28 protein-coding genes and 1 tRNA gene are annotated in these 26,458 nt (G+C 40.4%); 13 read left to right on the top strand and 16 right to left on the bottom strand.

Features of this window, described 5'->3' with window-relative positions; genetic code table 11:
• Window positions 1-87: 87 nt before the first annotated feature.
• Entirely contained in the window at window positions 88-867 is a 780-nt protein-coding gene (locus QZR76_RS00340) for a DUF1573 domain-containing protein (protein ID WP_294139389.1), read from the bottom strand.
• A 47-nt stretch (window positions 868-914) separates the two neighbouring features.
• A complete protein-coding gene (locus tag QZR76_RS00335) occupies window positions 915-2,114 on the bottom strand; it encodes an MFS transporter (protein ID WP_294139387.1) in 1,200 nt (399 codons plus the stop codon).
• 311 nt (window positions 2,115-2,425) lie between these two features.
• On the opposite strand from QZR76_RS00335, the gene QZR76_RS00330 reads away from it, so the two are divergent.
• Complete coding sequence (locus tag QZR76_RS00330) at window positions 2,426-5,536, top strand: ATP-binding protein (RefSeq protein WP_294139597.1); 3,111 nt, start codon at window positions 2,426-2,428, stop codon at window positions 5,534-5,536.
• 57 nt (window positions 5,537-5,593) lie between these two features.
• On the opposite strand, the gene QZR76_RS00325 is transcribed toward QZR76_RS00330, so the two are convergent.
• Together QZR76_RS00325 and QZR76_RS00320 are read right to left on the bottom strand one after the other, a co-directional pair.
• Window positions 5,594-5,779, bottom strand: a complete 186-nt coding sequence (locus tag QZR76_RS00325) for a hypothetical protein (RefSeq protein ID WP_294139386.1) — start codon at window positions 5,777-5,779, stop codon at window positions 5,594-5,596.
• Window positions 5,780-5,796: 17 nt separating this feature from the next.
• Window positions 5,797-5,870 (bottom strand) — tRNA-Arg (locus QZR76_RS00320).
• Window positions 5,871-6,092: 222 nt separating this feature from the next.
• On the opposite strand from QZR76_RS00320, the gene tpx reads away from it, so the two are divergent.
• Window positions 6,093-6,593, top strand: a complete 501-nt coding sequence (gene tpx / locus QZR76_RS00315) for a thiol peroxidase (RefSeq protein WP_294139384.1) — start codon at window positions 6,093-6,095, stop codon at window positions 6,591-6,593.
• 113 nt (window positions 6,594-6,706) lie between these two features.
• On the opposite strand, the gene QZR76_RS00310 is transcribed toward tpx, so the two are convergent.
• Window positions 6,707-7,027, bottom strand: a complete 321-nt coding sequence (locus QZR76_RS00310) for a multidrug efflux SMR transporter (protein WP_294139383.1) — start codon at window positions 7,025-7,027, stop codon at window positions 6,707-6,709.
• Between the two features lie 112 nt (window positions 7,028-7,139).
• On the opposite strand from QZR76_RS00310, the gene QZR76_RS00305 reads away from it, so the two are divergent.
• Entirely contained in the window at window positions 7,140-7,682 is a 543-nt protein-coding gene (locus QZR76_RS00305; protein WP_294139382.1) for a Crp/Fnr family transcriptional regulator, read from the top strand.
• A 47-nt stretch (window positions 7,683-7,729) separates the two neighbouring features.
• Here the strand turns inward: QZR76_RS00305 and QZR76_RS00300 are convergent, their stop codons facing one another.
• Both QZR76_RS00300 and QZR76_RS00295 read right to left on the bottom strand, forming a co-directional pair.
• The gene (locus QZR76_RS00300) at window positions 7,730-8,962 is read right to left on the bottom strand and encodes a competence/damage-inducible protein A (RefSeq protein WP_294139380.1); all 1,233 of its coding nucleotides are present in this window, start codon (window positions 8,960-8,962) and stop codon (window positions 7,730-7,732) included.
• Window positions 8,963-9,009: 47 nt separating this feature from the next.
• Window positions 9,010-10,257, bottom strand: coding sequence for a M48 family metallopeptidase (locus QZR76_RS00295; protein ID WP_294139378.1), 1,248 nt, complete (start codon window positions 10,255-10,257; stop codon window positions 9,010-9,012).
• 242 nt (window positions 10,258-10,499) lie between these two features.
• Here QZR76_RS00295 and QZR76_RS00290 point away from each other — a divergent pair, with 242 nt between their 5' ends.
• Entirely contained in the window at window positions 10,500-12,110 is a 1,611-nt protein-coding gene (locus QZR76_RS00290; RefSeq protein ID WP_294139375.1) for a fumarate hydratase, read from the top strand.
• Between the two features lie 102 nt (window positions 12,111-12,212).
• Here QZR76_RS00290 and QZR76_RS00285 read toward each other — a convergent pair whose 3' ends face one another.
• The 3 genes from QZR76_RS00285 to QZR76_RS00275 are packed head-to-tail and all read right to left on the bottom strand — an operon-like array spanning window position 12,213 to window position 14,035.
• Window positions 12,213-12,407 (bottom strand): hypothetical protein, encoded by a 195-nt coding sequence (locus QZR76_RS00285; protein ID WP_294139374.1) that lies wholly within the window; start codon window positions 12,405-12,407, stop codon window positions 12,213-12,215.
• A gap of 45 nt (window positions 12,408-12,452) precedes the next feature.
• Window positions 12,453-12,617 (bottom strand): rubredoxin, encoded by a 165-nt coding sequence (gene rd / locus QZR76_RS00280; RefSeq protein WP_070807446.1) that lies wholly within the window; start codon window positions 12,615-12,617, stop codon window positions 12,453-12,455.
• Between the two features lie 53 nt (window positions 12,618-12,670).
• Complete coding sequence (locus tag QZR76_RS00275; RefSeq protein WP_294139372.1) at window positions 12,671-14,035, bottom strand: aldehyde dehydrogenase; 1,365 nt, start codon at window positions 14,033-14,035, stop codon at window positions 12,671-12,673.
• A 194-nt stretch (window positions 14,036-14,229) separates the two neighbouring features.
• Between QZR76_RS00275 and QZR76_RS00270 the strand changes: the two genes are divergently transcribed.
• Complete coding sequence (locus tag QZR76_RS00270) at window positions 14,230-15,210, top strand: DMT family transporter (protein ID WP_294139370.1); 981 nt, start codon at window positions 14,230-14,232, stop codon at window positions 15,208-15,210.
• An 11-nt stretch (window positions 15,211-15,221) separates the two neighbouring features.
• On the opposite strand, the gene miaA is transcribed toward QZR76_RS00270, so the two are convergent.
• The 5 genes from miaA to QZR76_RS00245 are packed head-to-tail and all read right to left on the bottom strand — an operon-like array spanning window position 15,222 to window position 18,510.
• The gene (gene miaA, locus QZR76_RS00265; protein WP_294139368.1) at window positions 15,222-16,127 is read right to left on the bottom strand and encodes a tRNA (adenosine(37)-N6)-dimethylallyltransferase MiaA; all 906 of its coding nucleotides are present in this window, start codon (window positions 16,125-16,127) and stop codon (window positions 15,222-15,224) included.
• A gap of 12 nt (window positions 16,128-16,139) precedes the next feature.
• A complete protein-coding gene (locus QZR76_RS00260) occupies window positions 16,140-16,745 on the bottom strand; it encodes a hypothetical protein (protein WP_294139366.1) in 606 nt (201 codons plus the stop codon).
• 19 nt (window positions 16,746-16,764) lie between these two features.
• Window positions 16,765-17,091, bottom strand: coding sequence for a CCC motif membrane protein (locus tag QZR76_RS00255; RefSeq protein ID WP_294139365.1), 327 nt, complete (start codon window positions 17,089-17,091; stop codon window positions 16,765-16,767).
• 11 nt (window positions 17,092-17,102) lie between these two features.
• Window positions 17,103-17,393 carry a DUF2752 domain-containing protein gene (locus QZR76_RS00250; protein WP_294139364.1) on the bottom strand — a complete coding sequence of 97 codons (291 nt, stop codon included), beginning with the start codon at window positions 17,391-17,393 and terminating at the stop codon, window positions 17,103-17,105.
• Window positions 17,394-17,418: 25 nt separating this feature from the next.
• Window positions 17,419-18,510 (bottom strand): aminotransferase class V-fold PLP-dependent enzyme, encoded by a 1,092-nt coding sequence (locus tag QZR76_RS00245; RefSeq protein WP_294139362.1) that lies wholly within the window; start codon window positions 18,508-18,510, stop codon window positions 17,419-17,421.
• A 327-nt stretch (window positions 18,511-18,837) separates the two neighbouring features.
• Between QZR76_RS00245 and rsfS the strand changes: the two genes are divergently transcribed.
• The 8 genes from rsfS to QZR76_RS00205 all read left to right on the top strand — a co-directional run bounded on the left by rsfS (window position 18,838) and on the right by QZR76_RS00205 (window position 24,887).
• Window positions 18,838-19,221, top strand: coding sequence for a ribosome silencing factor (gene rsfS / locus QZR76_RS00240; protein WP_294139360.1), 384 nt, complete (start codon window positions 18,838-18,840; stop codon window positions 19,219-19,221).
• The gene (gene ftsH / locus QZR76_RS00235; RefSeq protein ID WP_294139359.1) at window positions 19,205-21,199 is read left to right on the top strand and encodes an ATP-dependent zinc metalloprotease FtsH; all 1,995 of its coding nucleotides are present in this window, start codon (window positions 19,205-19,207) and stop codon (window positions 21,197-21,199) included. The genes rsfS and ftsH overlap by 17 nt, the downstream gene beginning before the upstream one ends.
• 15 nt (window positions 21,200-21,214) lie before the next feature.
• Window positions 21,215-21,424, top strand: a complete 210-nt coding sequence (locus tag QZR76_RS00230; protein ID WP_294139358.1) for a DUF2007 domain-containing protein — start codon at window positions 21,215-21,217, stop codon at window positions 21,422-21,424.
• Window positions 21,417-22,226, top strand: coding sequence for a phosphatidate cytidylyltransferase (locus QZR76_RS00225; RefSeq protein WP_294139356.1), 810 nt, complete (start codon window positions 21,417-21,419; stop codon window positions 22,224-22,226). Before QZR76_RS00230 ends, QZR76_RS00225 begins: the two co-directional genes overlap by 8 nt.
• An 85-nt stretch (window positions 22,227-22,311) precedes the next feature.
• Complete coding sequence (locus QZR76_RS00220) at window positions 22,312-22,983, top strand: phosphatidylserine decarboxylase family protein (protein ID WP_294139352.1); 672 nt, start codon at window positions 22,312-22,314, stop codon at window positions 22,981-22,983.
• Between the two features lie 30 nt (window positions 22,984-23,013).
• A complete protein-coding gene (panB, locus tag QZR76_RS00215; protein ID WP_294139350.1) occupies window positions 23,014-23,829 on the top strand; it encodes a 3-methyl-2-oxobutanoate hydroxymethyltransferase in 816 nt (271 codons plus the stop codon).
• Window positions 23,830-23,856: 27 nt separating this feature from the next.
• Entirely contained in the window at window positions 23,857-24,543 is a 687-nt protein-coding gene (locus tag QZR76_RS00210) for an RNA pseudouridine synthase (RefSeq protein ID WP_294139595.1), read from the top strand.
• Between the two features lie 167 nt (window positions 24,544-24,710).
• A complete protein-coding gene (locus QZR76_RS00205) occupies window positions 24,711-24,887 on the top strand; it encodes a (2Fe-2S)-binding protein (RefSeq protein ID WP_294139349.1) in 177 nt (58 codons plus the stop codon).
• Between the two features lie 37 nt (window positions 24,888-24,924).
• Here the strand turns inward: QZR76_RS00205 and mgtE are convergent, their stop codons facing one another.
• Window positions 24,925-26,268 (bottom strand): magnesium transporter, encoded by a 1,344-nt coding sequence (mgtE, locus tag QZR76_RS00200; RefSeq protein ID WP_294139347.1) that lies wholly within the window; start codon window positions 26,266-26,268, stop codon window positions 24,925-24,927.
• Window positions 26,269-26,458 lie beyond the last annotated feature (190 nt).

The following is a 26,458-nucleotide window of genomic DNA, read 5'->3' as shown; positions in this document are numbered from 1 at the left end:
AAAATAAAAAAAATCCGAATATCATTTATAAAATAGACAAATAAAGTACCAAATGAGTAAAATATTAGAATGATTCCATGAAAAAGATTATTTTACATACCCTTTTAAAACCAGTTTAAATGAAGCATGCCGAGGATCATTACAAATCACGGTAATGGTTTTATGTTGTATTCCACGTCTGCCCTCAGAATCAAAAACAACATTCATCTTTACACTTTCACCCGGGGAAATTATCTTTTTTTCAGGAATGGCGGCAGTACACCCGCAAGTCGTCTCTATCTTACGGATAATCAAATTCTTAGATCCTTCATTTTTCAACACAAAGGCCACCTCAACTTTCTCACCTCTAACGATGGTATCAAAATCAATCTCCTCTTTATCTGCCACGATTTTAGGTACCGACAATTTTCCCGCTTGCGTCGTATCAAAACGTTCAACGACATTTGCCTCAAGAGAGATTCCCTGATTCGGATCCACCAATTCTCCATTAGTCGAAAAGCGCAAAAAAGTAAAAAAATAACCCAACTGACTATCTTTGACCATCTTTACGACAACAAGTAGAGAATCCTGACTTTGAGCCGCAATTTCAACATTTCCCGATTGCCATTCCTGTAAAGTTCCTCCCAACATCCGACATTCAACTCCCGTCGTATATCCCCATCCTCCCAAGCGAATAGCTTTTTCCGTGGGATTACGAACAATAATCGTATCCCGATACTCCTTATTCCAATAAATATCCCCCAACTCTATCTTATCCGTATCGAAACACAACTTCCCTACCGGATTGACACACTCCGGACGTTTTCCGGAAGAGCAAGACATCAACCCGACGAATATTCCTATAAAGATAAAAAACATATTTTTCATACCGAAATAACGTTACCCGACAAATATAAGATATTTTACCACAATACTCAACGCAATTTATTCCGATTAAAGTGAGGCCCTGCTTTAAATTGAAAAAAGAAGAGGGAAAGGACAGCCAGACAAGCACCGAAAAAATACGCGTGACTAAAGCCTCTGAAAGCCTGAGCAATAGAACCGCCACACATTAATCCTACTCCAATACCCACGTCCCAGCTGGTCAAATAAGTCGAAGTAGCCGTACCCCTTTGATTATTAGGAGCCAAATTGACAAATAAGGTATTAAACGCCGGAAACATGGTTCCAAAAGAGACTCCTTGCATAAAAGCAATGATGAAAAAGAGATAAGAAGTTACTCGAACACTCCATTTCATCATCTCTTCGCAGGCAGATAAGGCAAAAAGACTCATGCAGGCCAAATACATCCCCAATAAGATTACCTTCGTGATCCGACCTTTATCGACCTGTTTTCCCGAAAAAATTCGAGATACAGCCAAACCGACCGCCATAAAAGTAAAATAGAGACCAGGACTACCTTGAATACCGATCTCTTCGGCATACATCGCCACGTAACTGGTCGTCATCCCATAAGGAATAGACAGTAATAAAAGTGATATTCCGGCCGGTAATCCTTTTAACAAAAAGAATCGGTCCAAAGAGATCGGCTCTCGCTTCACCGGTTGTTTATACGGGGTTTTAACCAAACTCGCCATCACAAACCCCAAACCACCGGAAATTAGGGAACAAGCGAAAATTATCTCATAAGAGCAATGGCCATGCATAAATAATCCGACCATCGGCCCGAAACTCATGGCAATATTATTGGCCAACCCATAGTAGCCTAACCCTTCCCCCCTCCGGGAAGAAGGAAGAATATCGATGACGATTGTATTACCGGCCACCGAAACCATCCCGAAAGCCAACCCATGAATAATTCGAAGTATGATAAAAAGGAATAAAACAGTTACCACCATATATCCCCCGAATATCACGGTAAAAATACAATAAGACAACAGGTACAGAGGCTTACGACTAAACGTATCCAACATATACCCCGAAAAAGGACGAATACACAAACAGGCAATCGTGTAACAGGATAAAATAAAACCGATCATGGATTTTCCAGCCATAAACTCCTCTCGCAAATAGAATGGCAATACCGGTAACAACAAGTAAAACGCAAAAAATAACAAGAAATTAGCTGCAAGAATATAACAAAACCCCGTCGAAAAAAGTTTATCTTTTACCATAAAAACCTTTAATTACATTCTCATATCTTCAACATTCTTTTCCACAAAATTATAAAAAAAAAGGACGGGGGCAGGTAATTTATCAAGATTATTCTAAAAATACAAGAACAACATGTATATACATATAAATCAATTACTTACATCTTATATTTACCTCTACTGAAAAAAGAGTTTAAAAATAGACAACAAATTAGTAAAATAGTTTCTTTTTCAATACAAATTAGTACTTTTGTGTTATAAAACTATAAAATCAATACTTATTATTTGTGTGTGGTATGATTAAAATCAATTCTATTTTTCGGAGCGCATCCATGAATAAACCGTTTTTCTGCATTTTCATACTTTGTATGTATATCTCTACTTCTTTCGCTCAAAAAAACACCTCATCCAAAAACGATTATATTTTGATTATTAACAGTTACACGGAAACGACCCCGTGGAGTTCCTCTATCATTGATCCCATCATACAAATGGCTTCCAAGAATCAAAAATTGGATATATACATCGAACATATGAATATGTTTGTTGTCAACAAGCAGGAGGAATTAAACGAATTTACAAAACTTCTTTTTTCCGAATATTCGGAAAAACGTCCCAAACTTTTAGTCGTGGTAGGGAATTTTGCTTTACTCCTAAAAGACGAAATTCGAAAAAGATGGAGAGATCTCCCCCTTATCGTTTGTGCGGAACAGGACTACCTCGGAACACCGGATAATTATTTGAACAAGACCATTATTAAACCCGAAGACAGGGTTTCTCTCGCATCATTAGCCGGCGAGTATAACCTCACGTTACTCTATTCAAGACTATATCCCAAAGAAAATATTGATTTGATGAATGAAATGCTTCCCGACATGCAGAAGCTATTGATTCTCATGGACAAAAGGTATGTCAATCAACAAATTCAATGGGAAATATCTGAAATATTAAAAAAACATTATCCCCGCGTAGAATACAAAACTATATATGCCGAAGAAACAAGCATAAATCAACTTCTCGACACCCTAAAACTGGTAAATAAAGCAACCACGGGAGTCTTATTTTCTTCCTGGTTCCATGCTCAGCAATTTAACAGAAGAACTCTCTTAATGATTAACTCCTTCCAAATCATATCCAATTCCTCCGTTCCCATTTTTACTTTGAGAAACGCCTTTATGAAACACGGGGGAATGATCGGAGGGTATATGTATGACGACACTGATTTTGAAAACAAATTGATAAAAACGATATCTGAAGTCCTAACAGGAAAACAACCGAGAAATATTCCATTTTATTACCCGGTAAAAGCTGCCCCTACCTTTAATTACAACACGTTACTTCTAAAAGGCGTATCTCCCAAGAGTTGTCCCCCCGATAGTATGTTTTACAACAAACCGGTAACTTTCTGGGAACAAAACAAATACCTTCTGATCGGAATAATTGCATTCCTTGTTATTGCTTTATTATTTTTAATCCAGCAAGGCCGTATCATCGTACTGAATAGATTAAAAGAGATGCAGCGAAAAGAGATTGAATATGCATCCGATTACTTGCATCTATTCAATAACATGCCTATCCTTTATATGAAAGAAAGGATAATTTTAGACGAAGAAGGTAATCCGGTTGACTCTATATTTGATGAGGTAAATAAATTCTTCGAAAAAAACTTTGGAGATAAAAAGAATATCATCGGCAAAAAAGCCAGCGAATTATTCCCGGAATCCCTTACCACCTTTATGCCGGTCTTTAAAATAGCGATGACAGAAAAGAGAACCATCACTTTTCCCTACTATTTCGAAAGTATCAACACGTTCTATGACGTGGTAATAAACTACTCCAACAAACCGAATACGATGGATATTTTTTGCTTGGATAGCACGGAGCTACATCAAGCTCAAGAAAAACTTCGATCTACGAATCACAAACTGGCAATGGCCCTGGAAGTGGCCAACATCGTTCCGTGGAGATGGGATCTACGCAAAAAGACCATACTTTGTGACGTGAATCGTCCCATAGAGTTGAGTAATATAGAGCAAGACATCAACGAAGATCATTTATCCGTACCGGATTCTCAATATTTTTCCAAAATCATTAAAGAAGATCGGGAAAAAATCAAAAAGGCCTATCAAAATCTGATAGAAGGGAAAATTGCCAAGATCAAAGAAGAGTACCGGGTGGTAACTTCCGATCATAACGGACACCGGATAGACTGGGTTGAAGCACAGGCCACAGTAGATTCCAGAGACGAAAAAGGAAACCCTTTGACGTTAGTAGGCTCTTCACTCGTGATCACGGAACGCAAAAAAATGGAGCAGGAATTAATATCCGCAAAAGATCGGGCCGAAGAGTCCAATCGTCTGAAATCAGCCTTTCTGGCAAACATGAGCCACGAAATTCGTACACCCCTGAATGCTATCGTCGGTTTTTCCGGTATATTGGCAACACTTGAAGAAGAAAAGGAAAAACAGGAGTATGTCAATATTATAGAAAACAATAACGAACTATTATTACAACTAATCAGCGATATTCTCGACTTATCTAAAATTGAAGCCGGAACGTTAGAATTTACCTATTCGGATATCGAGTTAAACGCTCTCATGAACACCTTGGAACAAACCCTATTTCCCAAAATAAATCCGGAGATCGTAAAACTACAGTTTGAACCGACCTTGCCCATTTGTGAAATCAATACAGACAAGAACAGGCTCACCCAGGTATTGACCAATTTACTCACGAATGCCATCAAGTTTACCATAGCAGGAAGCATTCGTTTCGGTTACGAAATCCAAGGTAAATTCCTCTATTTTTATGTATCGGACACAGGCTGTGGAATAGCCAACGACCAAAAAGAAAAAATATTCGATCGATTTGTTAAACTCAATACTTTTGCCCAAGGAACAGGACTCGGTCTTTCCATTTGCCAGATTATTGTTCAACACATGGGAGGTTGTATCGGCGTTGAATCGGAAGAGGGAAAAGGCTCCAAGTTTTGGTTTACCATTCCTTACCATCCGGTGACAATCAATAAAAAACAGGAACAAATAGTAGAACCTGTAAAAATAGAAAAGAACAAGTTAATCATCATGGTTGCAGAAGATGATCCGAGTAATTATAAACTTTATGAATCGATTCTCCGGCATGAATACCACATCATCCATGCATGGAACGGCAAGGAAGCCGTTGAACTATTCAAAAAATACCACCCCAACATCATCCTCATGGACATTAATATGCCTGAAATGAATGGCTATGATGCGACCTGCGAAATCCGTAAACTATCCACACAAGTACCGATCATAGCGGTTACCGCTTTTGCCTACGCTTCCGACGAACAAAAGATTATGTCGAACGGTTTCGACGGTTATATGGCAAAACCGATCAATGCCAAACAACTCAAATCACAATTGACCCGTATTTTACAGGAGAGAATCATATTTTTATAAACATACAAAGTTTACCAAGAAACAAACAGGATGAAAAAGAACACTTCCCCCAAAGACTTACTTGGCAAATATTCTACCGAATGACATTACCGATGTAAGGAATTCCGCCTGTACCGCCCAATAGCATAAGGTCGTTTTATCACCGGATTTCATACGAAAACCTTGCTTCTTTATATCTTTTTGGGCTTCCTTGTAAGAAATAAAAAAATCCTGAAAGTGTTGATTTTCAGGATTCTGTTTCATAATTGCATAGAATTTTGTGATCCGGTTGGGATTCGAACCCAAGACCTACGGCTTAGAAGGCCGTTGCTCTATCCAGCTGAGCTACCGAACCGTTGTCGTTTCTATTTTGACGGTGCAAATATAGGGGTTTTCAAGATAAATACAAATTTTGCCGAATGCTTTTTCTCAAAAAAGAATAGATGTAAAATAACACTCTATTTACTAACCTATTTATGGTTCGAAACGTACTATTAGAAATAATTATGATTTTGCAAAAAGAAATAAAAGCAGTACCTTTGAATAGGTATTAATTGACACATTAAAATTAAAAACAATGGCAAAAATAACATTACAAGGACACAGTATTAACACGAAAGGAAACCTACCGGCAGTAGGTACGGTTGCTCCTGAATTTTCTCTGGTTAAAACAGATCTGTCAGAACTTTCTTTAGGTAGTTTAAAAGGCAAACGAATCGTATTAAATATATTCCCCAGCCTGGATACAAGCGTATGCGCTACCTCCGTTCGCACCTTTAACAAATTGGCCGCCGAAATGAATAATACCGTAGTATTGGCGATCTCCAAAGATCTTCCGTTCGCACACGCACGTTTTTGTACGACAGAAGGCATCGATAAAGTTATTCCACTCTCTGCATTCAGAAGTTGTTGCTTCGGTGATAAATATGGCGTTGAAATGACCGACGGTCCATTAGCCGGTCTTTTAGCCCGTGCGGTAGTAATTATTGATGAAAACGGAAAAATCATATACGAAGAATTAGTACCCGAAATTGCACAGGAACCCAATTACGATAAGGCATTGGCAAGTTTAAAATAAACTTCCGAACGAATAATAAAACACGGGACGTACGAATAATTCGTTACGTCCCGTGTCTATTTTCAGTATACAGGAGTACAAAAAGCCCCAAACAAACGAAAGTATATAAACAATCAGTGTACTAATTTTAATCCAACAACCCCTATCAATATCAACGACACGAATAGAAGTCTGAATATACTTACGGAATCCTGAAAAAAGAAAATACCGATAAGAATGGTTCCCACAGCACCGATACCCGTCCAGATAACATAGGCCGTACCTATAGGGATTGTCTTTTGTGCCAAATAAAGAAAGAATCCGCTCGCTCCCATCGAAATAACAGAGAAAACAATGAAAAAACAGAAATATTTTTCATATGTACTTGCTAATTTAAATCCTAAAGGCCATCCTATTTCCAATATTCCGGCTAATACCAATAACATCCATGCCATATTCAACTAATTAATTTTCAGCAAAGTTATAGAGCTGACAGATGATATGAATTGATAAATATCAATTAAGTATATATTATATAACTATATTTGCAATACAAATCACTTGTACATGAACACGACATCATTTTCCAACACGATAGAAGACAAGCTCAAACTTATAGGAGAAGAAATTTCTTATCCCAAGGGATATATCCTATTCAATAGCAATAGGGCGGAACGTAATATCTATATCATACAACAAGGTATGGCAAGAGCTTTTATTGAAACCGACGGAAAAGATATTACAATTTGGTTCGGACAGGAGCATGATATTATCCTATCTGCCAACGGGTATGTAAACGGGAAAAGCGGATACGAGACGATGGAACTTTTAGAAGATTCCGTTCTATGCAAAATAAACCTCACCCCATTAACTGAACTGTATCGATCAGACATTGAAATTTGTAACTGGGCACGCCAATTGATTGAAAAGGAGTTTGTCCGTACGGAACACCATCTCATTTCTATTTTATCTCAATCCGCCGCAGAGCGCTACACCCAACTTTTGCATGAAAAACCCGAAATCTTACAACGAGTACAATTACGACACATTGCCTCTTATTTAGGAATAACATCTGAACATTTAAGCCGAATACGTGCAAAAAGATTCTGATTTAACAATTCTTAAAAAAAGCGATGATTTATCATCATCGCCTTCGTTTATCTGTTTCTTAACTCTTCAATAACCAATTCTATTGCCTTCATCGTCGCTTTTCCGATATTCCGTTCACGGGTAAAAGAAAAGGCATACTTACGTGCAATCGTTTTTTCCGGAGTTGCCAATCCGATCCAGACGGTACCTACCGGTTTTTCCGGAGTTCCCCCGGTCGGACCGGCTACCCCCGAGGTGGAAACTGCATAATCCGTTCCCATAAGACGGCGTACCCCTTCGGCCATCTGCACCACAACTTGTTCGCTGACGGCTCCGTAAGTCTCAATAGCACGAGGATCGACCCCCAACACCCGCTCCTTTATCTCGTTGGCATAAGCCACGACACTCCCTTTAAAATAAGCCGACGCCCCGGCGATCGATGTAACCTGCTGGGCCACATTCCCTCCCGTACAACTTTCAGCCGTCGCAATAGTCTTTCCTTTGATCAATAGCAATTCACCCAACTCTCTCTCCATACAATCCTCTTCTCCGACCGTAAAACGCAACCCTTGCAATACCTCTTTTAAGGTCTCAAAAAACAGATCCAGATTATATACCCCCTCTCCTTTGGCCGTCAAACGTAACTTAATAAAACCGGGAGAAGGCAAATAAGCTAATCCCAATCCTTTCGGCAATTTCTCCTCCCAGCTTTCCAAACGAATCGCTAATTCCGATTCCGGAATATCATATACCTTCAACATTCTGTATTCCAGCATCAAATGAGGATACCGTTTCCTCAATTCAGGAATAACACTACGGGTCATCAAATCTTCCATTTCAAAAGGGACTCCGGGCAACGAAACCAAGACCTTGCGTTCCCTTTCAAACCACATTCCGGAAGCTGTTCCTTTATGGTTAAGCAATATTTTACAATTTTCGGGTAAGAAAGCCTGCCCTTTGTTATTTTCATTCATCCTCATCCCTCCGTTTCGCAATAACTTTTCGATCCAAGAGTAAACCTCTTCATTTAACACCAAACGAGTATCGAAATACTCTGCCAATACCTTTTTAGTGACATCATCTTTCGTCGGTCCCAACCCTCCCGTCACAATAACCAGCTCTGCATGCATCATCGCATAATCGATCCATTCCCTGATCTTATCCCCCTGATCGGGAACAGACAAAACATCCACGACTTCCGCCCCAAGACGGGTCAATTGTTTCGCGATATATTGCGAATTGGTATCTAAAATCTGCCCCAACAAAATCTCATCCCCGATGGTAATAATAATTGCATCCATATGATTGAAATTTGAAAACAAATCGGATCTCTTCCGTTCTGTTTTTATTATACATTATCGTTTATTTTTGAAATCGCATCGATCCTTTTTAAAAGCGAGGGATGTGAATAATAGACAAACTCATAGAACGGATGAGGGGTCAAATTACTTAATGCCTTCACCGATATCTTCTTCAAACCGGAAATTAACTCATTTCCATTGTAATTTACAGCTGCATAGGTATCCGCCTCATACTCGTTCTTACGCGACCAGATGTTCATGGCAACACCCAAAACCGTGCTGATTGGAGAATAGAGAATAGCAAATGCAACCAATCCCAATTGGAAATAAGCCCGATCTCCTCCAAGAGCCATAGATAAAGAAGCATTATTCACAAAAAGAGAAAAAAGCCACAACATTATTCCCATCTCCAAAATGGCGACAAACATACCTTTCAAGGTATGTCGCTTTTTATAATGCCCTATCTCATGAGCTAATACGGCCACAATCTCGTCTTCCGTTAATTCTTTGAGCAGCGTATCATATAAAACGACTCTCTTCTTCGGACCAAATCCGGTAAAATAAGCATTGGCTTTCGTGGAGCGTTTCGATCCGTCTATCACGTAAATATTATCTAATTTAAAACCCACTCTTTCCGCAAATAATTGAATCTTATCCCGTAAACTACCCTCTTCCAACGGAGTTTGTTTATTAAACAGAGGAACTATTAACTGAGAATAAAACAAAGACATAAACAAAGAGAAAAGGGTTATTACACCCCAGGCGTACAACCAAAAATAGGTCCCGGCCCACGTGTAAAACCAGGTAATCAAAACCAATATGATTCCTCCCAATAATAGTGAAATACATATTCCTTTCAATTTATCCGTCCAGAAAAGAGTCTTTGTAGAAGTATTAAAGCCATATTTTTCTTCGATTTTAAAGGTAGCATAATAATCAAAAGGAATATCCAGAACCGTGGAGACCAAAGATAACCCCAACATGAATATAACCGTCTGCCAAATAACACTCCCCGTCAGGGATACCACCCAATCGTTATACCACCCAAAACCGCCCAAAACAAGAAAAGAGATCATCAACACAAAATCAAATATCGAACTCCAGAAATCCAATCGACCGTTTTGCCGTTTATAATCTTGAAAAGAACGATATTCCGTCTCATTGTATATTCCGGTCAAAGCTTTAGGCAAACAAGGAGACATATGTTTCAGATTCAGGTATTCCAGCCCCCTCTCCCATACAAAATCAAAACAAAGAAACAGTACAATTATTATAAATATCAAACCAGACATCATAACTCTATTTTTAATCGACAAACAAAGGTATACAAAATAACCCGATTTATAATCCGGAAACTCAGTTTTACCCCTCTTAACGGGATCTTATTCAAACCATCGAACGAAAAAGAGTTTTCGCTAATTTTATCCGGGAAGCAGTTGGACTTCTCGTTTATTAATTTTAATTTCGTTGCCGGATTAAAGAAATTTTTCCGTTATAAAAATCTAAAACACAAAAACACTTTAAACAATAAACGATCATGGCAGATTTCAAGTATCAAGAACCATTTCCGATACAAAAAGATTGCACGGAATACCGTCCGTTAACCAAAGATTATGTAAAAACCATAGAGGTAGAAGGACGGAAAATATTAAAAGTTGAAAAAGAGGGATTGGAATTATTGGCCCGTGAGGCTTACGCCGATGTATCCTTTTATCTACGTGCTTCTCACTTACAAAAATTGGCCGATATTCTAAAAGATCCGGAAGCTACCGATAACGATAAATTTGTAGCCCACACGATGCTATTGAATCAGGTCGTATCGGCAGAAGGGGAACTTCCGACCTGCCAGGATACAGGAACAGCTATTGCTATCGGTAAAAAAGGAGAAAACGTATGGACCGGATGTAATGATGCCGAAGCTATCAGCAAAGGGGTATTTGAAACTTACAGGGACAGAAACCTACGTTATTCTCAAGTAGTTCCCTTCACTATGACCGAAGAGAAAAACACCGGTACAAATTTACCGGCACAAATTGATATTTACGCTACACAAGGCAATAAATACGAATTTCTGTTTATAACCAAGGGAGGAGGCTCCGCTAACAAGACCTTCTTGTACCAGCAAACGAAAGCCTTACTGAATGAAGAGACCCTGACCAAGTTCATTAAAGAAAAGGTAAAAGACTTAGGAACCTCTGCCTGCCCTCCATACCACCTGGCTGTTGTTATCGGAGGGACCTCTGCCGAAGCCTGCCTTACCACGGTTAAAAAAGCATCTGCCGGATACTACGACTATCTTCCCACCCAAGGAAACGAAGGAGGACAAGCCTTCCGCGATCTGGAGTGGGAAGCCAAAATTCAGAAAATATGTCAAGATATGGGTATCGGTGCACAATTCGGTGGAAAATATTGGGTACACGATGTACGGGTGATCCGTCTTCCTCGTCATGCAGCCTCTTGCCCCGTGGGTATAGGAGTAAGTTGTAGTGCAGACCGGAATATCAAAGCAAAGATCACGGAAGAGGGTATTTTCCTGGAGCAACTGGAAAAAAATCCGGCCCGTTTTTTACCGGCTGAAGCCCCCCATTTGGCCCCGGCGGTAAACATCGATCTGGATCAACCCATGGAAAATATTTTAAAAGAACTGAGTAAATACCCGATCAAAACCCGCTTAAATCTCTCCGGAACTCTGATCGTTGCCCGTGATATCGCGCACGCCCGTATCAAAGCAATGTTAGATGAAGGCAAACCTATGCCTGAATACTTTAAAAAACATCCTATCTATTATGCCGGACCGGCTAAAACCCCGAAGGGAATGGCCTCCGGTAGCTTCGGACCTACCACGGCAGGCCGCATGGACCCCTATGTGGATTTATTCCAGGATCACGGAGCCTCGATGATCATGGTTGCCAAAGGAAACCGCTCACAAGCCGTCACGGATGCCTGTAAGAAACACGGAGGCTTCTACCTTGGTTCTATCGGTGGCCCTGCTGCCATTTTGGCAAAAGAAAGTATCAAATCGGTAGAGATCGTCGATTTTGAAGAACTCGGCATGGAAGCCGTTCGCAAAATTAGGGTAGAAAATTTCCCGGCATTCATTATCGTGGATGACAAAGGAAATGATTTCTTTGCGGAATGGTCACATTGAAAATGGTAAATTGGCCATTTTAGATCGAGAGATTTTCAATGCAAATCAAATACTACAAATACCAAAGGCGGTTTAGAGAGAATTGCTTTTGGTATTTGTACTTTATTTGTGTTCATCTTCTACTTTTACCCACTTCACAGCATCAGCACGATATATCTCCCCTTCCGAAAGTTGGTACATACCCATCGGAATCCATCCCTTCTCTATATCTTTTCTCGAAAAAGACTCTGTTTTTCCATCCGCATAGTGGGTACTTACATCAATGAAGAAATTGTTGTCTTGAAAGAAAATTCCCACCAAATCTCTCTTGAATTTAGTGGGAATTTTTAAAATAAAAAGTTTCTATTCCTCCACGGGTTCAAAATCCTCTTTTCCGACTCCGCATAAGGGACAAACCCAATCATCAGGAAGATCTTCAAATGCTGTTCCCGGTGCTATACCACTATCCGGATCACCTTCTGCCGGATCGTAAATGTAACTGCATACAGTGCAAATGTACTTTTTCATAACGCTTTTCTTTTATTAAGGTTTCTAATATAGATAGTAAAACTATCCGTTTGCTAATTTAAAAATTTTTTAATCCATTTCACTTTATACGGCGGATATCGCAAAGGAATATCCATCCGGGAAGAAGAACGTACGATAGTCCGGCAATTACTGAATAATTCAAAACTGGCTCTCCCATGATATTTTCCCATTCCGCTTCTCCCCACTCCGCCAAAAGGCAAACGGGAATTAGCCAGATGGATAATCGTATCATTAATACACCCTCCCCCGGAAGAGGTCGAGTTTAGTATTTGCTTCTCTCCTTTTTTATCTCCAAAATAATATAGGGCTAACGGTTTTTCACGATTATTTACAAACTCAATAGCTTCTTCTATCTGCTCGTACCCGATAACCGGTAATAAAGGACCAAATATCTCTTCCTGCATAATCGGGCTGTCGGGTTTAACTTCATCCAATAAAGTAGGAGCAATATACCTATCAACTATATTATATTCTCCTCCGCATACAACTTTACCTGAAGAGTACATTAATCTCACCAATCGTTCCGTCCCGGCTTCATGTACGATCCTACCGTAATCCGGGCTATTTTGCGGCTCTTCTCCCCAGAAAGAGAAGATCGCCGATTTCATCCGGTCAATAAATTCGTCTTTCAAATGATTCGGAATCAATACATAATCCGGAGCAACACAGGTCTGTCCCGCGTTCAAGAATTTTCCCCAGGCAATTCTTCGGGCCGCTAATTTTATATTACATGATTCTCCTACAATACAAGGACTCTTTCCTCCTAATTCTAATGTCAATGGAATCAATTGTTTAGCAGCTGATTCCATAACTTTTTGACCGAAACGGGCCCCACCCGTAAAAAAAATATAGTCGAAGCGCTCTTTCAACAAAGCCTCCGCTTCCTCTTCCCCTCCATCGAAAACAGATACATATTCCGGTCGAAATACCCGGCCTACAATTCGAGTAATAACCTCCGAAACGGCAGGAGCATAAGGCGAAGGTTTCAAAACCGCACCGTTTCCGGCAGCGATAGCCCCGATCAAAGGCATTAATAACAACTGAAACGGATAATTCCACGGAGCAATTATCAGCACGATACCGTAAGGCTCGTACACGATCCTGCTTCGTGATGGAAATAAGAACAACGGGGTACTTACCTTTCGGTCTTTACTCCATTGGTGCAAATGTTTTATGCAATCCCGAATCTCTCCCAAAACGACCCCGATTTCCGTAAGATAACTCTCCCCTTCCGATTTATGCAAATCCTTCCATAACGCCCTGCTTATCTCCTGTTCGTATTCTAATACGGCCTCCTTTAAACGTCGTAACGTATCTATCCTGAAATCAATATCCCGTGTTACACCGGTTGCATAATACGCCCTATTTTTTCCTATGTGAATCCGTTTTTCTGTCATATGTTCGCTTTCGTCCTTTATTTATACGGATCTTTTTTAACAAAGATATGATTTCAAATCTTTTTTACATAAAACATACCGTTTTTTTGCGTCTACGATAAAAAACTTTTTCTATACATTATCGTTACAATTAAAAACAGAGAAAGTCTTCTTGTCAAGACTTTTGTTCTTAACTGAAAACTAACGAATTATCCATGAAAATAGGAGCTTTGTTTGCTTTACTGAGCGTGATTACCTGGTCCGTAAACAGTGTCATCACCCGATATTGTCTACTGAACTACGATATCAACATACTTGTATTTACATCACTACAAATATTTTCCGGAGGAGTAGCCTTACTTATCATCCGGGAACCGGTAACATTACAGAATTGGAAATCCGGTGTCAGATATTCATGGTTGTATACCTGGTTACAAATTTTTCGTAATTTTTTTTTAGCCGCCGTTTATCTATATATCAGCAGTACCGAAACCAGTCTACTGATCAATTTGGAAGTAATCATCACGGCCATTTTGACCTATCTTTTATTCAAACGCAAACCTCGTAGCAGCGATATCATCGGCATGTTGGTTATCCTCACCGGAATCGTTCTTTTTCTCCTGTCTCTTCCCGAAGCCATTCGGGGAAAAATAGCAATACTTGTTGTTTTAGCAGCTTTTGCCAGTTGCATCCGGGCTGTAATTGTAGAAAAAACGACCATCATGAGTCCCAACACGACCACACGTCAAAAGTGCGGTATATCCGGTTATACGATGTTTTGGGGTGGCTTTTTGGTTATTTGCATCTTAAGCGGAATCGCGTTATTCGAACATTTCTTCGCGAAAGATTTAATGGACCTCCCCTTATCGACTCTATATTTACCCAAAATAAAAGATATTATTAATCCGGCAGGCATTATAAGCGCATGTCTCACCGGCCTTCTTATCACATCACTTTCCACTTATTTATATTATGCAACCCTACAAACCGCAACAGCCGAAACGTTTATGACTTTCAGAGCTTTTCAGCCCATGCTCACTTATGGCTTAGAAATCTGGGCCACTACTTATTATTTCGCCATGCGTCCGGATTTAAACACAAAGGATTTTATTTTAGCCGGGGTCATTATTTTCGGATCATTTTTAATCCTAATCATGCCCCCCAAACGGGATCAAAAGCAATATATGACAAATTAAAAAATTGTAGATTAAAGGTCAAAAGAACGCCTTAGAAATTCGAGTATCTCCTGTTTTTGGGAGGGATGAAACCAAGTAATAGTTGAATCTCGGCGAAACCAAGACAACTGTTTTTTGGCATAATGACGAGTATTCCGTTTGATCAGACGAACGGCTTCTTCCCGATCGGTTTTTCCATCAAAGAAATCAAATAACTCTTTGTATCCTACCGTATTCAATGCATTTAAGTGCCTCAAAGGATACAAAGAACGAGCCTCCTCTTCCAAGCCCTGTCTAAACATTTCGTCGACCCGGGCATTAATGCGGGCATATAATTCATCCTTATCCCTATTTAGTCCTATCTTTATAATGGAGAAATCTCGTTCTTTCCGAATTCCGGTACGTAACGAAGAATAAGGCTTGCCCGTCGTCAAACAGATCTCAACGGCATGCATTACCCGTTTTGCATTTTTCAGATCGACTACACCGTAAAAAACGGGATCCAATCTTTTCAATAAGAGTCGCATAAATTCCAGTCCCTTTTCCTGATACATCTGCATAACAGATTGCCGAACCTCCGGGTCCACATCAGGGATCTCGTCTATTCCTTGACACACGGCATCGATATACATCATGGAACCTCCTGCCATAACGACAACGTCTTTCTCCCGGAAAAGCTCCGTTATCCGGCATAAGGCCTGTTGTTCGAACTCCCAACAATTAAAGTAATCTTTTACAGAAACAGATTGCACAAAAAAATGAGGAACTGCCGTCAGTTGCTCTCGTTCGGGCACGGCAGTTCCAATATGCATCTCCTTAAATAATTGTCGTGAATCACACGAAATTATAGCTGTTTCAAAATAAGTTGCCAGCTCTATACTCAAATCGGTCTTTCCTACTCCTGTCGGTCCGAGTATTACTAACAACGTTTTCTTCATCGAATAAAATAGTTAAAGTCTGTCGATATAATCATCCAAACTCTCGTAACGATCTTCCCGATAATCCTCCTCGTCGTATCCCCGATCTTCCCGGTCCTCATCCTCGTAACTATCGTTACCGAATTCTTCCATAAAGCTATCATCATACTCACCCTCAAATTCCTCTTCCGGCTTATCAAAGTCCCAGTTATCGTTACCTTCATCGTAGGAAAACTGCTCTGGAATATCCCCGTCGCAGAACACACACACGGGCATAACATCGGAGGAATCACGAACATATTCCCCGGCATATTCCACCTTGAAATAACGATTCGTAAAGAAATCAAAAACGTATTCCAACTCCAAACAACCCGGCTTTATAATATCGCTGATCTTCGTACTATCCATTACCAAAGTATCACTCTCTTCCTCGTCGGTCGCCATATCCATTAATGCAATCTCTTTTCCCCGATTCCCCATTTTGTCAATCGTGAAAAAAGAAGCCATTTGTGAATTGTCGTAATTCAACACATCCACGATTTTATCATGAAGCTGTTGAAACGTCTGATCTCCACCAATTGCGATCTCACATCTAAAATCCGAACTATTCGGTAAGCTGATTTCAAATCTGTAATCCATATTCTATATTCATTTAATCCTACATCATGGAAGAACTCAGGCCTACAGCAGCTATTCCCAATACCATTAGAATCATAAACACAACCATGGCAAGAGAAATACAAAGCCCCACGATAGCACATATTCTTCCTGCATTTAAATTTTTATAAGAACTTTCTGTATAAAGCTGCGGATTTTGCAGATACATCTTACGGGGTTCCGAAGCCAGAACGATGGCTATAATACCCAGTATGACCCCAATTATACTTCCGTAACACATCCAACAGAATATAAGTGATAAAATACCCAAAACCAATATTGCCGTAGCATTAGGTAAATTCGTTTTTTTTAATTCTTCTACTTCCATTCGTTTGTATTTTAGATCGACATTAATTTAAACAAATATGACATTAAAATTATAATCAAACAAGCAAACCCGCTAATTTTTAACAAGCCTGTTTTAATTTTCTTTATTCCTACTATTCTCCCTATAATCAACAAGATAAACCACATAAACGGAAGTAATGCCGGATAGGTTACAATCGACTCCGACACCTCTCCTTTCATCAATAACAATATAGCCGTCTGAAAACCGCATCCGGGGCAATCTATGCCGTATAATGCCTTTATCCAGCACGACAATTGATGCACTTCAAACCATTCCGTCATTATGGACTTATTAAAAAAGCCGACACTATATATTGTGAACAACCGTCTCCAATATATCCATAGCCTCTTTCACCAAATTCATATTAGCCTGCGATCCCATATGTCCTATACGAAATACTTTGCCGGCCAAACAGCTATAATTTCCACCCACAACCATATTCTGCAAACGCAATTCGCTATCCAGTTTTTCCCAGGTCATTTGCTCCGGAACATAAACGGCCGTAACCGTAGGAGAACATATCGCATCCTCGAGCGGATAAAGCTTCAATTCCATCTCCTTGATTCGTCCCCGGCAATATTCCGCCACGGTCTTATGGCGATTGATACAGTTTTCCAGCCCTTCTTCAAATATCAACTCACATGCCTTATGCAATTGGGCTATACCGTGCCAATAAGGTGTGTAAGGAAAACATCCCGTTTCAATAGCCTTCAGGAAAGGCAATAAGGCCTCGTATCCGGGGTAAGCGACTTCTTTGACAATGCCCCACGCTTTTTCGCTCACGGAAAGGAATGACATGTTCGCGGGAGCAGACAGGCATTTCTGCGAACCGCCCAGTGCCAAATCCACATTCCAACCATCAATGTCAATGCACGAACCACCTAAGCCCGATACAATATCCACGCATAGTAACGGAACATTGTATTTTACTTTCAAATCTCCGATCTCCTTCACCGGGTTCATCGTTCCACTCGGCGTTTCATTTTGCACCAAAGTAATCATTTTAGGCTGAAAATCCTTTATTGCCTTTTCAATCAAATCAAAATCCGTTATCGTTTCGTCGAATCCGAAAGCCAATGTCCTTACCTCACAACCGATGGATTCCGCCATTTCGCCAAAACCATAACCAAAGATACCGGTAGAAATAACCAATACCCGATCTCCTGGCAGCAACGTACTTTTCAATGCTGTCCACAAAGCCAGCATGCCTTCTCCCGTTTGAATAACGACATGGTTTTTCGTGTTCATCATTTTCTGCAGTAATCTTTCCGTTTCCCGGTACATAGACAAGAATTCCGGCTCCAAATCGGCAGAACCGTAATTAAAGGTCGCAACATTCAAAATTTCTTTGGGAACTGAAACCGGCCCCGGTACTAATGGTATAAGATATTTCTCCATTTCTTTTCATTTAAACTTAAAACGACAATATTTCGAGTCATTCTTTAAAGAATGCGAGGGAAATAAGTTTACTTACTTCCTCTATTCAAGTTTGCAAAACTATAAATAAGATTTGTTAAATACACGGCTTCTCTCCAAAAACTTTAACAATTTGTATATTATTTTCAACCCCATTTTCTATAACTTATTTTACTGTCAAATCGTCAGAATAAATAAGAAAATAAATTTAGGTACATTTTTTGATAGAAATCAAGAAGAGTCCCTTCAAAACCTTTTAAGTCTAAATAAAAATGTATATTTGTACTGGATTTTAAAACTATTTTTAGAATGAGCGGAGCAGAAAAAATCGTGGAGAATGTAGTAAAAACACTGGATGATCATAAAGGTGTTGATATCGTAAAAATTGATCTGAGAAAAATAGAAAACTGTTTTTGTAGTTTCTTCGTAATATGTCATGGAACTTCAAACTCTCATGTTGCGAGTTTAGCGGACTATGTTCACGATTCGGTTCGGGAGGAACTGAAAGAAACACCTATACATAAAGAAGGAGAAGATCAAGCCCAATGGGTCGTGTTAGATTACGGGGATGTCGTGGTGCATATTTTTCAAAAAGAGCAACGAGACTATTACCAATTGGAGGACTTTTGGGTAGATGCAAAAATAACAAGATTAGAAGAGAATTTAACAATAAATTATGGCAGAAAACAATAAAAATGAAGGCTTCAACTTTCCCCCTGTAGGAGGAGGAAAAAACAATAAAGGATCTAAATTCAGCGGATACTGGATGTACATTATAATCGCCGCCATCATCATCGGTTTCAACTTCCTCAATATGCCGACCAGTCCGGAAAGGACGACTTGGCAAGAAGTCAAAACTCAAATGTTAGAAAAGGGAGATGTAAAAGAATTCGTGGTGATCACTAACACGGGGCGGGTAAATGTGTACCTACAACCTGATAAGATCGAGAATTACAGTAAATTAGTCTCCAAAGGATTCAAAAACAATGAAAACGGCCCTCAATTTTATTTTTCAATAGGTTCGACTGAAACCTTTGAAAAAAACATGGAGGAGGCACGTAAGGAGATCCCCGGGGCAACGAGTGTTACCATCGACTATAAACAAGAATACAACTGGTGGAGTGATGTCATATCCATCATTTTCCCTCTGGCTATCCTTATCTTCATTTGGATTTTCTTCTTCCGAAGAATGAGTAAAAATGCCGGAGGTGGCGGAGGAGGAGGAATTTTCAACGTGGGAAAATCAAAGGCAAAACTTTTTGACAAAGAATCCAACGTGAAAGTAACTTTTAAAGACGTGGCCGGATTAGCGGAAGCCAAGCAGGAAGTAGAAGAGATTGTCTCTTTCTTGAAGAGTCCGGACAAATACACGAAATTGGGAGGAAAAATACCCAAAGGAGCTTTATTGGTCGGTCCTCCGGGAACAGGTAAAACTTTAATGGCAAAAGCTATGGCGGGAGAGGCAAACGTACCTTTCTTCTCCATGTCGGGTTCCGATTTCGTGGAGATGTTCGTCGGTGTCGGAGCTTCCCGCGTTCGGGATTTGTTTAAGCAAGCCAAAGAAAAAGCTCCCTGCATCGTCTTTATCGATGAGATCGATGCTATCGGACGTGCCCGAGGTAAAAATCCGAACATGGGTTCAAACGATGAACGGGAAAATACGTTGAATCAATTGTTGACGGAAATGGACGGGTTCGAAACCAATTCGGGAGTCATAATCATAGCCGCAACAAACCGGGCTGATATTCTGGACAGCGCCCTTTTAAGAGCCGGACGTTTCGATCGTCAGATATACGTGGATCTACCGGAATTAAAAGACCGGGAAGAAATATTCAAAGTCCATCTGAAACCGCTGAAACTGGCCGACAACGTGGACTACTCTTTTCTGGCTAAACAAACACCGGGATTCTCAGGCGCAGATATTGCCAACGTGGCAAATGAAGCCGCTCTTATTGCGGCCAGAAAAGACAAATCTGCCGTGGAGAAACAAGATTTCCTGGATGCTATCGATCGAATCGTGGGAGGTCTCGAGAATCGTAGCAAAGTGATAAAAATTAGTGAAAAGAAAACGATTGCCTACCATGAAGCTGGTCATGCCACCGTTTCTTGGCTATTGCAGCATGCTCATCCCCTTTTGAAAGTAACCATTGTCCCGAGAGGCAAGGCTCTGGGAGCCGCTTGGTATTTACCTCAGGAAAGGCAGATCACCACGAAAGAACAGTTATTAGATCAAATGTGTTCCGTATTGGGAGGAAGGGCCGCCGAAGAACTCGTTTTCGGGCAAGTTTCAACAGGAGCTCAAAATGATCTGGAAAGAGCGACAAAGCAAGCATATGCGATGGTATCCATTTATGGTATGAGCGACAAAATCGGAACGTTAAGCTTCTACGATTCCACGGGGCAAAGTGATTTTAGCTTTACAAAACCCTATTCCGAAAAGACGGCAGAACTTATCGATGCAGAAGTGAAGGAAATGGTCAGCGCTGCTTACGAACGAGCAAAACAATTACTTAGAAAACATCAGGAACAACATAAACAGGTTGCGGAACTATTAATCGAAAGAGAAGTAATTTTCAGCGATGATTTGGAAAATATTTTAGGAAAACGCCCTTGGTCAGACGAGGAAGAAGAGGCGAAGCCTCAAGACGCCCCAAAAGACAATATGGATTAATTTAAAACATACGTCATGGACAACTGGGTATCTGTTTTTACAACAAATGAGGAATTTGAAGCGGAAAGGATCAAAGAATTATTGATCGATTCGAACATTCCTGCCGTGATTTTAAATCAAAAAGATTCTTCTTATACCATGCTCGGGGAGATAAATGTAATGGTGAACAAGGAGCATAAAGAAGAGGCTGAAAAAGTAATCAAAAACAAGAACAATCGTGAGTAATTTCTGGAAAAGAGCTATCAGCGGATTGCTGTTCGTATTCATTTTAACAGGGTGTATTTTTATACACCCCATTTGCTTTTATATACTCTTTTTTATTATCAATATATTAGGAATTATCGAATTCGGAAGAATGGCAAAAAAAATGAATATCCACATTAATTTTCCTTTCTGTATCCTGTGTGGTAGCGTACTTTTCACGGTAGGCTTCCTGCACAACTATATTGATTACAAGGACGGCTACCTATTCTTTTTCCTGTTGACCTTTCTGATGGCCATCCGGGAATTATATCGAAAAAAAGGAAATGGTTTCCAGAATATAGCTTTCTCCTATTACGCCTTATTGTATATCAGTCTTCCTTTCACCCTATTGATATATCTTCCTTACATGACTTCCGGTCAATGGATGCCGGAAATTATCTTTTTTCCATTTTTACTCGTGTGGATTAACGATACATTCGCCTACTTGTTCGGTTCTCAATTCGGGAAGCATAAATTATTTCCCCGAATATCGCCCAAAAAATCTTGGGAAGGAGCTATCGGCGGAGGGGTCACAACTATCCTTGCCGCTTTGGGGCTCGCCCCTCATATTGAAGGATACACTATTATAGACACAACCATCATAGCCTGCATCGTCGTCGTATTCGGTATATACGGGGATTTGTTGGAATCCCTTTTCAAACGAAGTATAGAGATAAAAGATTCGGGCAATATATTGCCGGGACACGGCGGAATTTTGGATCGATTCGATGCAATTATCTTCGCAATCCCCGCTATTTTTGTTTATATGGAATTCATGTATTAACTTTGCGACTTGTTTTGATAAAATCATATGTAAAAACAAAGAAAGACAAATCGCTCTTTGCGAAAACTGACTAAAATATTATCCGATGAAAATACATAAGGCTGGTTATCCGTTACTATTTAAGATTTTTGTGTTTATTGCTTTTATAAACGTATTGGTTTTTGTCTTTATTCCAAACGATCTTATCTTTCGGATCATACTTATATCAAGTGCCGTTATATACCTGTTAATCGTAAACTTTTTCCGATTTCCCAATCGGCATATTCAGGTAAACGATAACACTATTTTAGCCCCTGCTGACGGAAAAATCGTGGTTGTCGAAGAGACATACGAACCCGAATATCTGAAAAGTCAATGTATTCAAGTATCTATTTTCATGAATATTTTCAACGTACATATTAATTGGTTCGCCGTAAACGGCATTATCAAATATTTTAAATACCATCAAGGAAGATACATGGCAGCCTACCTACCGAAATCTTCCACGGAAAACGAGAGAACAACCATTGCCATTGAAACCCGAAACGGACAAGAGATCGTTATGCGACAGATTGCGGGAGCCATGGCCAAACGAATTGTTTCTTATGCTCCCGTGGGAGGAGAAGCTCGTCAGGATGAACATGCAGGATTTATTAAATTCGGTTCAAGAGTGGATCTGTTTTTACCTCTTGGAACCCAAATCGATGTAAAATTAGGTCAGAAAGTGACCGGTTCGCAAACACTTATCGGAACATTTCAGAACCTTGAATCCAAGTGATACGTCACCGGATTTACAAATCAGAATGCAATGTCAGTTCAAAAGAAAGTAAAAAGAGTTACTACCCATGTTTTATCAGAGATGAAACTAAAGGGTGAAAAAATAAGCATGCTAACGGCCTACGATTTCTCCATGGCCCAAATCATTGATCATGCAGGTATAGATGTTATCCTTGTCGGAGATTCGGCTTCGAACGTCATGGCAGGACATGAAACGACTCTACCGATCACTCTCGATCAAATGATCTACCACGGGGCTTCTGTCGTCAGAGGTGTAGATCGTGCTCTCGTGGTTGTCGATATGCCTTTCGGTAGCTACCAGGGAAACAGCAAGGAGGCCTTGTGCTCCGCCATACGCATCATGAAAGAGACCAGTGCGGATGCCGTAAAATTAGAAGGAGGCGAAGAGATACTGGAATCCATTGCCCGCATTCTTTCTGCCGGAATACCGATTATGGGGCATTTGGGATTAACCCCACAAAGTATTCACAAGTTCGGAACCTATGTAGTTCGGGCCCAAGAAAATGAAGAGGCTGAAAAGTTGGTAGCAGACGCCCACTTGTTAGAGGAAGCGGGGTGCTTCGCACTCGTTTTGGAGAAGATTCCGGCCCAATTAGCCGCCCGTGTTGCCAAAGAGTTAACGATACCGGTCATCGGAATCGGTGCAGGTGGTGGCGTTGACGGTCAGGTACTGGTTATACACGATATGTTAGGTATCAATCAGGAGTTCTCTCCTCGTTTCTTACGTCGCTATCATAATCTGTACGCAGAGATCAGCGGAGCCGTAAGTAATTACATCAACGATGTAAAAAGCAGAAACTTCCCGAACGAAAGGGAACAATATTAAATTTGAAAAGAATAGAATAAAATGAGCTTGGAAATTTTATACGAGGATAATCACATCATTGCCGTCAATAAAAAAAGTTCCGATATTGTACAGGCAGACAAAACCGGAGACGAACCTCTCAGCGAGCAGGTGAAAGCCTACATCAAAGAGAAATACAATAAGCCGGGAGATGTATTTCTCGGAATTCCCCACCGGGTGGACAGACCTGTAAGCGGTGTTGTTCTCTTTGCCAAAACAAGCAAGGCCCTAACCCGCTTAAATAAAATGTTCCAAGAACATGATAACGAAATAACTAAAATTTACTGGGCGATCGTAAGCGAACTGCCGCAAGAGGATGAAGCACGCTTAGTCCATTATTTGGTACGCGATACGGAGAAAAATAAATCTTCTGTGTATACCCGTCCTCGCCCAGGGGCCAAAGAAGCTATTTTGGAATACAAGCTAATCAATGGAAGCCAAAACTACTTCCTGTTAGAAGTAAAGCTCTGCACGGGCAGACATCACCAGATTCGCTGCCAGTTAGCTAAAATAGGATGTCCTATTAAAGGCGACCTGAAATACGGTTCACCTCGTTCCAATCCCGGAGGAGGCATTAGCTTACATGCTCGTAGCATTAGTTTTATGCATCCCGTGAAACAGGAAATGATCACCATCACGGCTACCCCTCCGCTGGAAGATAATCTCTGGAAATTCTTCTATAACAACCTGAAATAATCCGAATCTTTCAATATACTAAAACGAGGTCGCTTTTACGACCTCGTTTTAGTATAAATAGATTTTCTCTATCCGTTCATAAATAGATAATATCGTATCTATAAGGACTCTTAAAGAAATATAGTTTATCTTTGAAACGTACACAAAACAGTATAATAATATAATCTATGAGCGAGGAAATAATCTGTAACTGTTTTCAAGTATCAAAGGCTGATATCGTAAAAGCTATTCAGGAACAAGGCTTAAAAACAGTAGAAGAAGTCGGAGACGCTACAAATGCAGGATGTGGTTGTGGTGGCTGTCAAGATGAAATCCAGGCCATTCTGGATGAAATCAATCAATAAAAGGTGCTGTCAAAAGCACCTTTTTCAATTCTTACGATCAAAGTCCGAAATACCACGAAGCCAACGAGAAATAGATCAACACTCCCATAATGTCACATAGAGACGTAATAAGCGGTGCACTCGCCGTGGCAGGATCGGCCCTGAATTTTGTAAAGATGAACGGCAACAACATGCCGATGACACTCCCCCCTACAACGGCCAATACCATCGTGCCGGCAACAACCGGCATAATCTCGGGAGCCCGGAATGCTGATACAGCCGATACTCCAACAGCCATCGTAAGGCCGAGCAATAATGACACCAGCAACTCTTTGCCCAATAAATAGAACCAATCCTTCATTTGTACTTCACCTACAGCCAATGCCCGTATCATAAGCGTCGCCGATTGCGAACCTGCATTCCCACCGCTGTCTATCAACAGCGGAAGAAAAAAGACAAGTGCCACTACTGACTCGATAACATTCTGAAAATCAGCTATTGCAGATCCGGAAAAAACATTCATGAAAACCAAGGCGATCAACCATACGATACGCTGCCTGTAAAGCTGCGATACACGGGCTTTAAGAGGATTTGCCACCACATCTTGCAATGAACCGAATTTTTGGAACTCCTCGGCAGCCTTTTCTTCTACCAGATTCATGACATCATCCACCGTAACGATACCGACCAACACACCGTTACTATCTAAAACAGGCAGGACACTCAGGTCATGCTCTTTAAAAACCTTCACGGCTAAATCCCTGTCGTCATAGGCATTAAGGGATACAAGATAATCCATAGTCAGTTCCGTAACCATCCGTTGCGGCGAGGCAAGTATGATCTCTTTGATACGAATACTCCCCGCGAGTTTCCATGAATCATCTACCACGTAAATAACATCCAGCGTCTCCGAATCTCTCCCGAATTTCCGGATATGTTCCAATGACTGCTCAACGGTAAAACTGGTTTTTACCGCAACATATTCGGGAGTCATCAAGCGTCCGATACTGTCCTGCGGATATCCCAGAAGTTTGATTGCAATAACACGCTCATCGGGAGACATCAATTGCATCAATCTCTGGCTCACCTTACCGGGAAGCTCCTCGAAAAAAGCAGTACGGTCATCCGGATCAAGATCGTCAAGCAATCGTGTTACTTTGTTACTATTGGCAGCAAGCCCGTTAATAATATCTTCCTGTTCGTCGTGCGAAAGGCGTTGAAATGTCTGTTTGGCCTGTTCGCCTGTCAGTAGCCGAAACAAGATAATCCGTTCGTTATCCGAAGAGATATCCGTAATAATATCGGCAATCCGTGCCGGATCTAATTTAACAAGTTCTTGTTTGAGGATTTTCCAACTCTTATTCTCAATAAGTAGCCGGAAGCGAATTGTAATTTCGTTCATATCTCCTTACAGTTTAGCCCCGCAAGGAGAAACAACGTACCCTTACAGAGCGATTAAACAATCTGTTTTTCTACACTGGTTATAAGGGTCTTCGCTCATAACTTTAAATTTTGGTTTAACATAACGCCATAAGACGTTTCTTCAAGGCGCAAATATACTATTTTTCCACAAAAAACGAATTCTGCAACAA

This window comes from uncultured Sanguibacteroides sp. (genome assembly GCF_900543425.1).
Lineage (GTDB): Bacteria > Bacteroidota > Bacteroidia > Bacteroidales > Marinifilaceae > Gabonibacter.
The sequence above is the reverse complement of the archived record's forward strand: the minus strand, read 5'-3'. Positions and strand labels throughout refer to the sequence as shown.

Coding starts and splice junctions, on each gene's coding strand:
- QZR76_RS00205 (WP_294139349.1), top strand. CDS start 24,711: ATGAGCGAGGAAATAATCTGTAACTGTTTTCAAGTATCAAAGGCTGAT.
- QZR76_RS00295 (WP_294139378.1), bottom strand. CDS start 10,257: ATGATGTCTGGTTTGATATTTATAATAATTGTACTGTTTCTTTGTTTT.
- QZR76_RS00335 (WP_294139387.1), bottom strand. CDS start 2,114: ATGGTAAAAGATAAACTTTTTTCGACGGGGTTTTGTTATATTCTTGCA.
- QZR76_RS00340 (WP_294139389.1), bottom strand. CDS start 867: ATGAAAAATATGTTTTTTATCTTTATAGGAATATTCGTCGGGTTGATG.
- QZR76_RS00260 (WP_294139366.1), bottom strand. CDS start 16,745: ATGGATTACAGATTTGAAATCAGCTTACCGAATAGTTCGGATTTTAGA.
- miaA (WP_294139368.1), bottom strand. CDS start 16,127: ATGAAGAAAACGTTGTTAGTAATACTCGGACCGACAGGAGTAGGAAAG.
- rsfS (WP_294139360.1), top strand. CDS start 18,838: ATGAGCGGAGCAGAAAAAATCGTGGAGAATGTAGTAAAAACACTGGAT.
- QZR76_RS00230 (WP_294139358.1), top strand. CDS start 21,215: ATGGACAACTGGGTATCTGTTTTTACAACAAATGAGGAATTTGAAGCG.
- QZR76_RS00255 (WP_294139365.1), bottom strand. CDS start 17,091: ATGGAAGTAGAAGAATTAAAAAAAACGAATTTACCTAATGCTACGGCA.
- QZR76_RS00220 (WP_294139352.1), top strand. CDS start 22,312: ATGAAAATACATAAGGCTGGTTATCCGTTACTATTTAAGATTTTTGTG.
- QZR76_RS00305 (WP_294139382.1), top strand. CDS start 7,140: ATGAACACGACATCATTTTCCAACACGATAGAAGACAAGCTCAAACTT.
- QZR76_RS00275 (WP_294139372.1), bottom strand. CDS start 14,035: ATGACAGAAAAACGGATTCACATAGGAAAAAATAGGGCGTATTATGCA.
- tpx (WP_294139384.1), top strand. CDS start 6,093: ATGGCAAAAATAACATTACAAGGACACAGTATTAACACGAAAGGAAAC.
- ftsH (WP_294139359.1), top strand. CDS start 19,205: ATGGCAGAAAACAATAAAAATGAAGGCTTCAACTTTCCCCCTGTAGGA.
- QZR76_RS00290 (WP_294139375.1), top strand. CDS start 10,500: ATGGCAGATTTCAAGTATCAAGAACCATTTCCGATACAAAAAGATTGC.
- rd (WP_070807446.1), bottom strand. CDS start 12,617: ATGAAAAAGTACATTTGCACTGTATGCAGTTACATTTACGATCCGGCA.
- QZR76_RS00300 (WP_294139380.1), bottom strand. CDS start 8,962: ATGGATGCAATTATTATTACCATCGGGGATGAGATTTTGTTGGGGCAG.
- QZR76_RS00325 (WP_294139386.1), bottom strand. CDS start 5,779: ATGAAACAGAATCCTGAAAATCAACACTTTCAGGATTTTTTTATTTCT.
- QZR76_RS00330 (WP_294139597.1), top strand. CDS start 2,426: ATGAATAAACCGTTTTTCTGCATTTTCATACTTTGTATGTATATCTCT.
- mgtE (WP_294139347.1), bottom strand. CDS start 26,268: ATGAACGAAATTACAATTCGCTTCCGGCTACTTATTGAGAATAAGAGT.
- QZR76_RS00245 (WP_294139362.1), bottom strand. CDS start 18,510: ATGGAGAAATATCTTATACCATTAGTACCGGGGCCGGTTTCAGTTCCC.
- QZR76_RS00270 (WP_294139370.1), top strand. CDS start 14,230: ATGAAAATAGGAGCTTTGTTTGCTTTACTGAGCGTGATTACCTGGTCC.
- panB (WP_294139350.1), top strand. CDS start 23,014: ATGTCAGTTCAAAAGAAAGTAAAAAGAGTTACTACCCATGTTTTATCA.
- QZR76_RS00250 (WP_294139364.1), bottom strand. CDS start 17,393: ATGACGGAATGGTTTGAAGTGCATCAATTGTCGTGCTGGATAAAGGCA.
- QZR76_RS00310 (WP_294139383.1), bottom strand. CDS start 7,027: ATGGCATGGATGTTATTGGTATTAGCCGGAATATTGGAAATAGGATGG.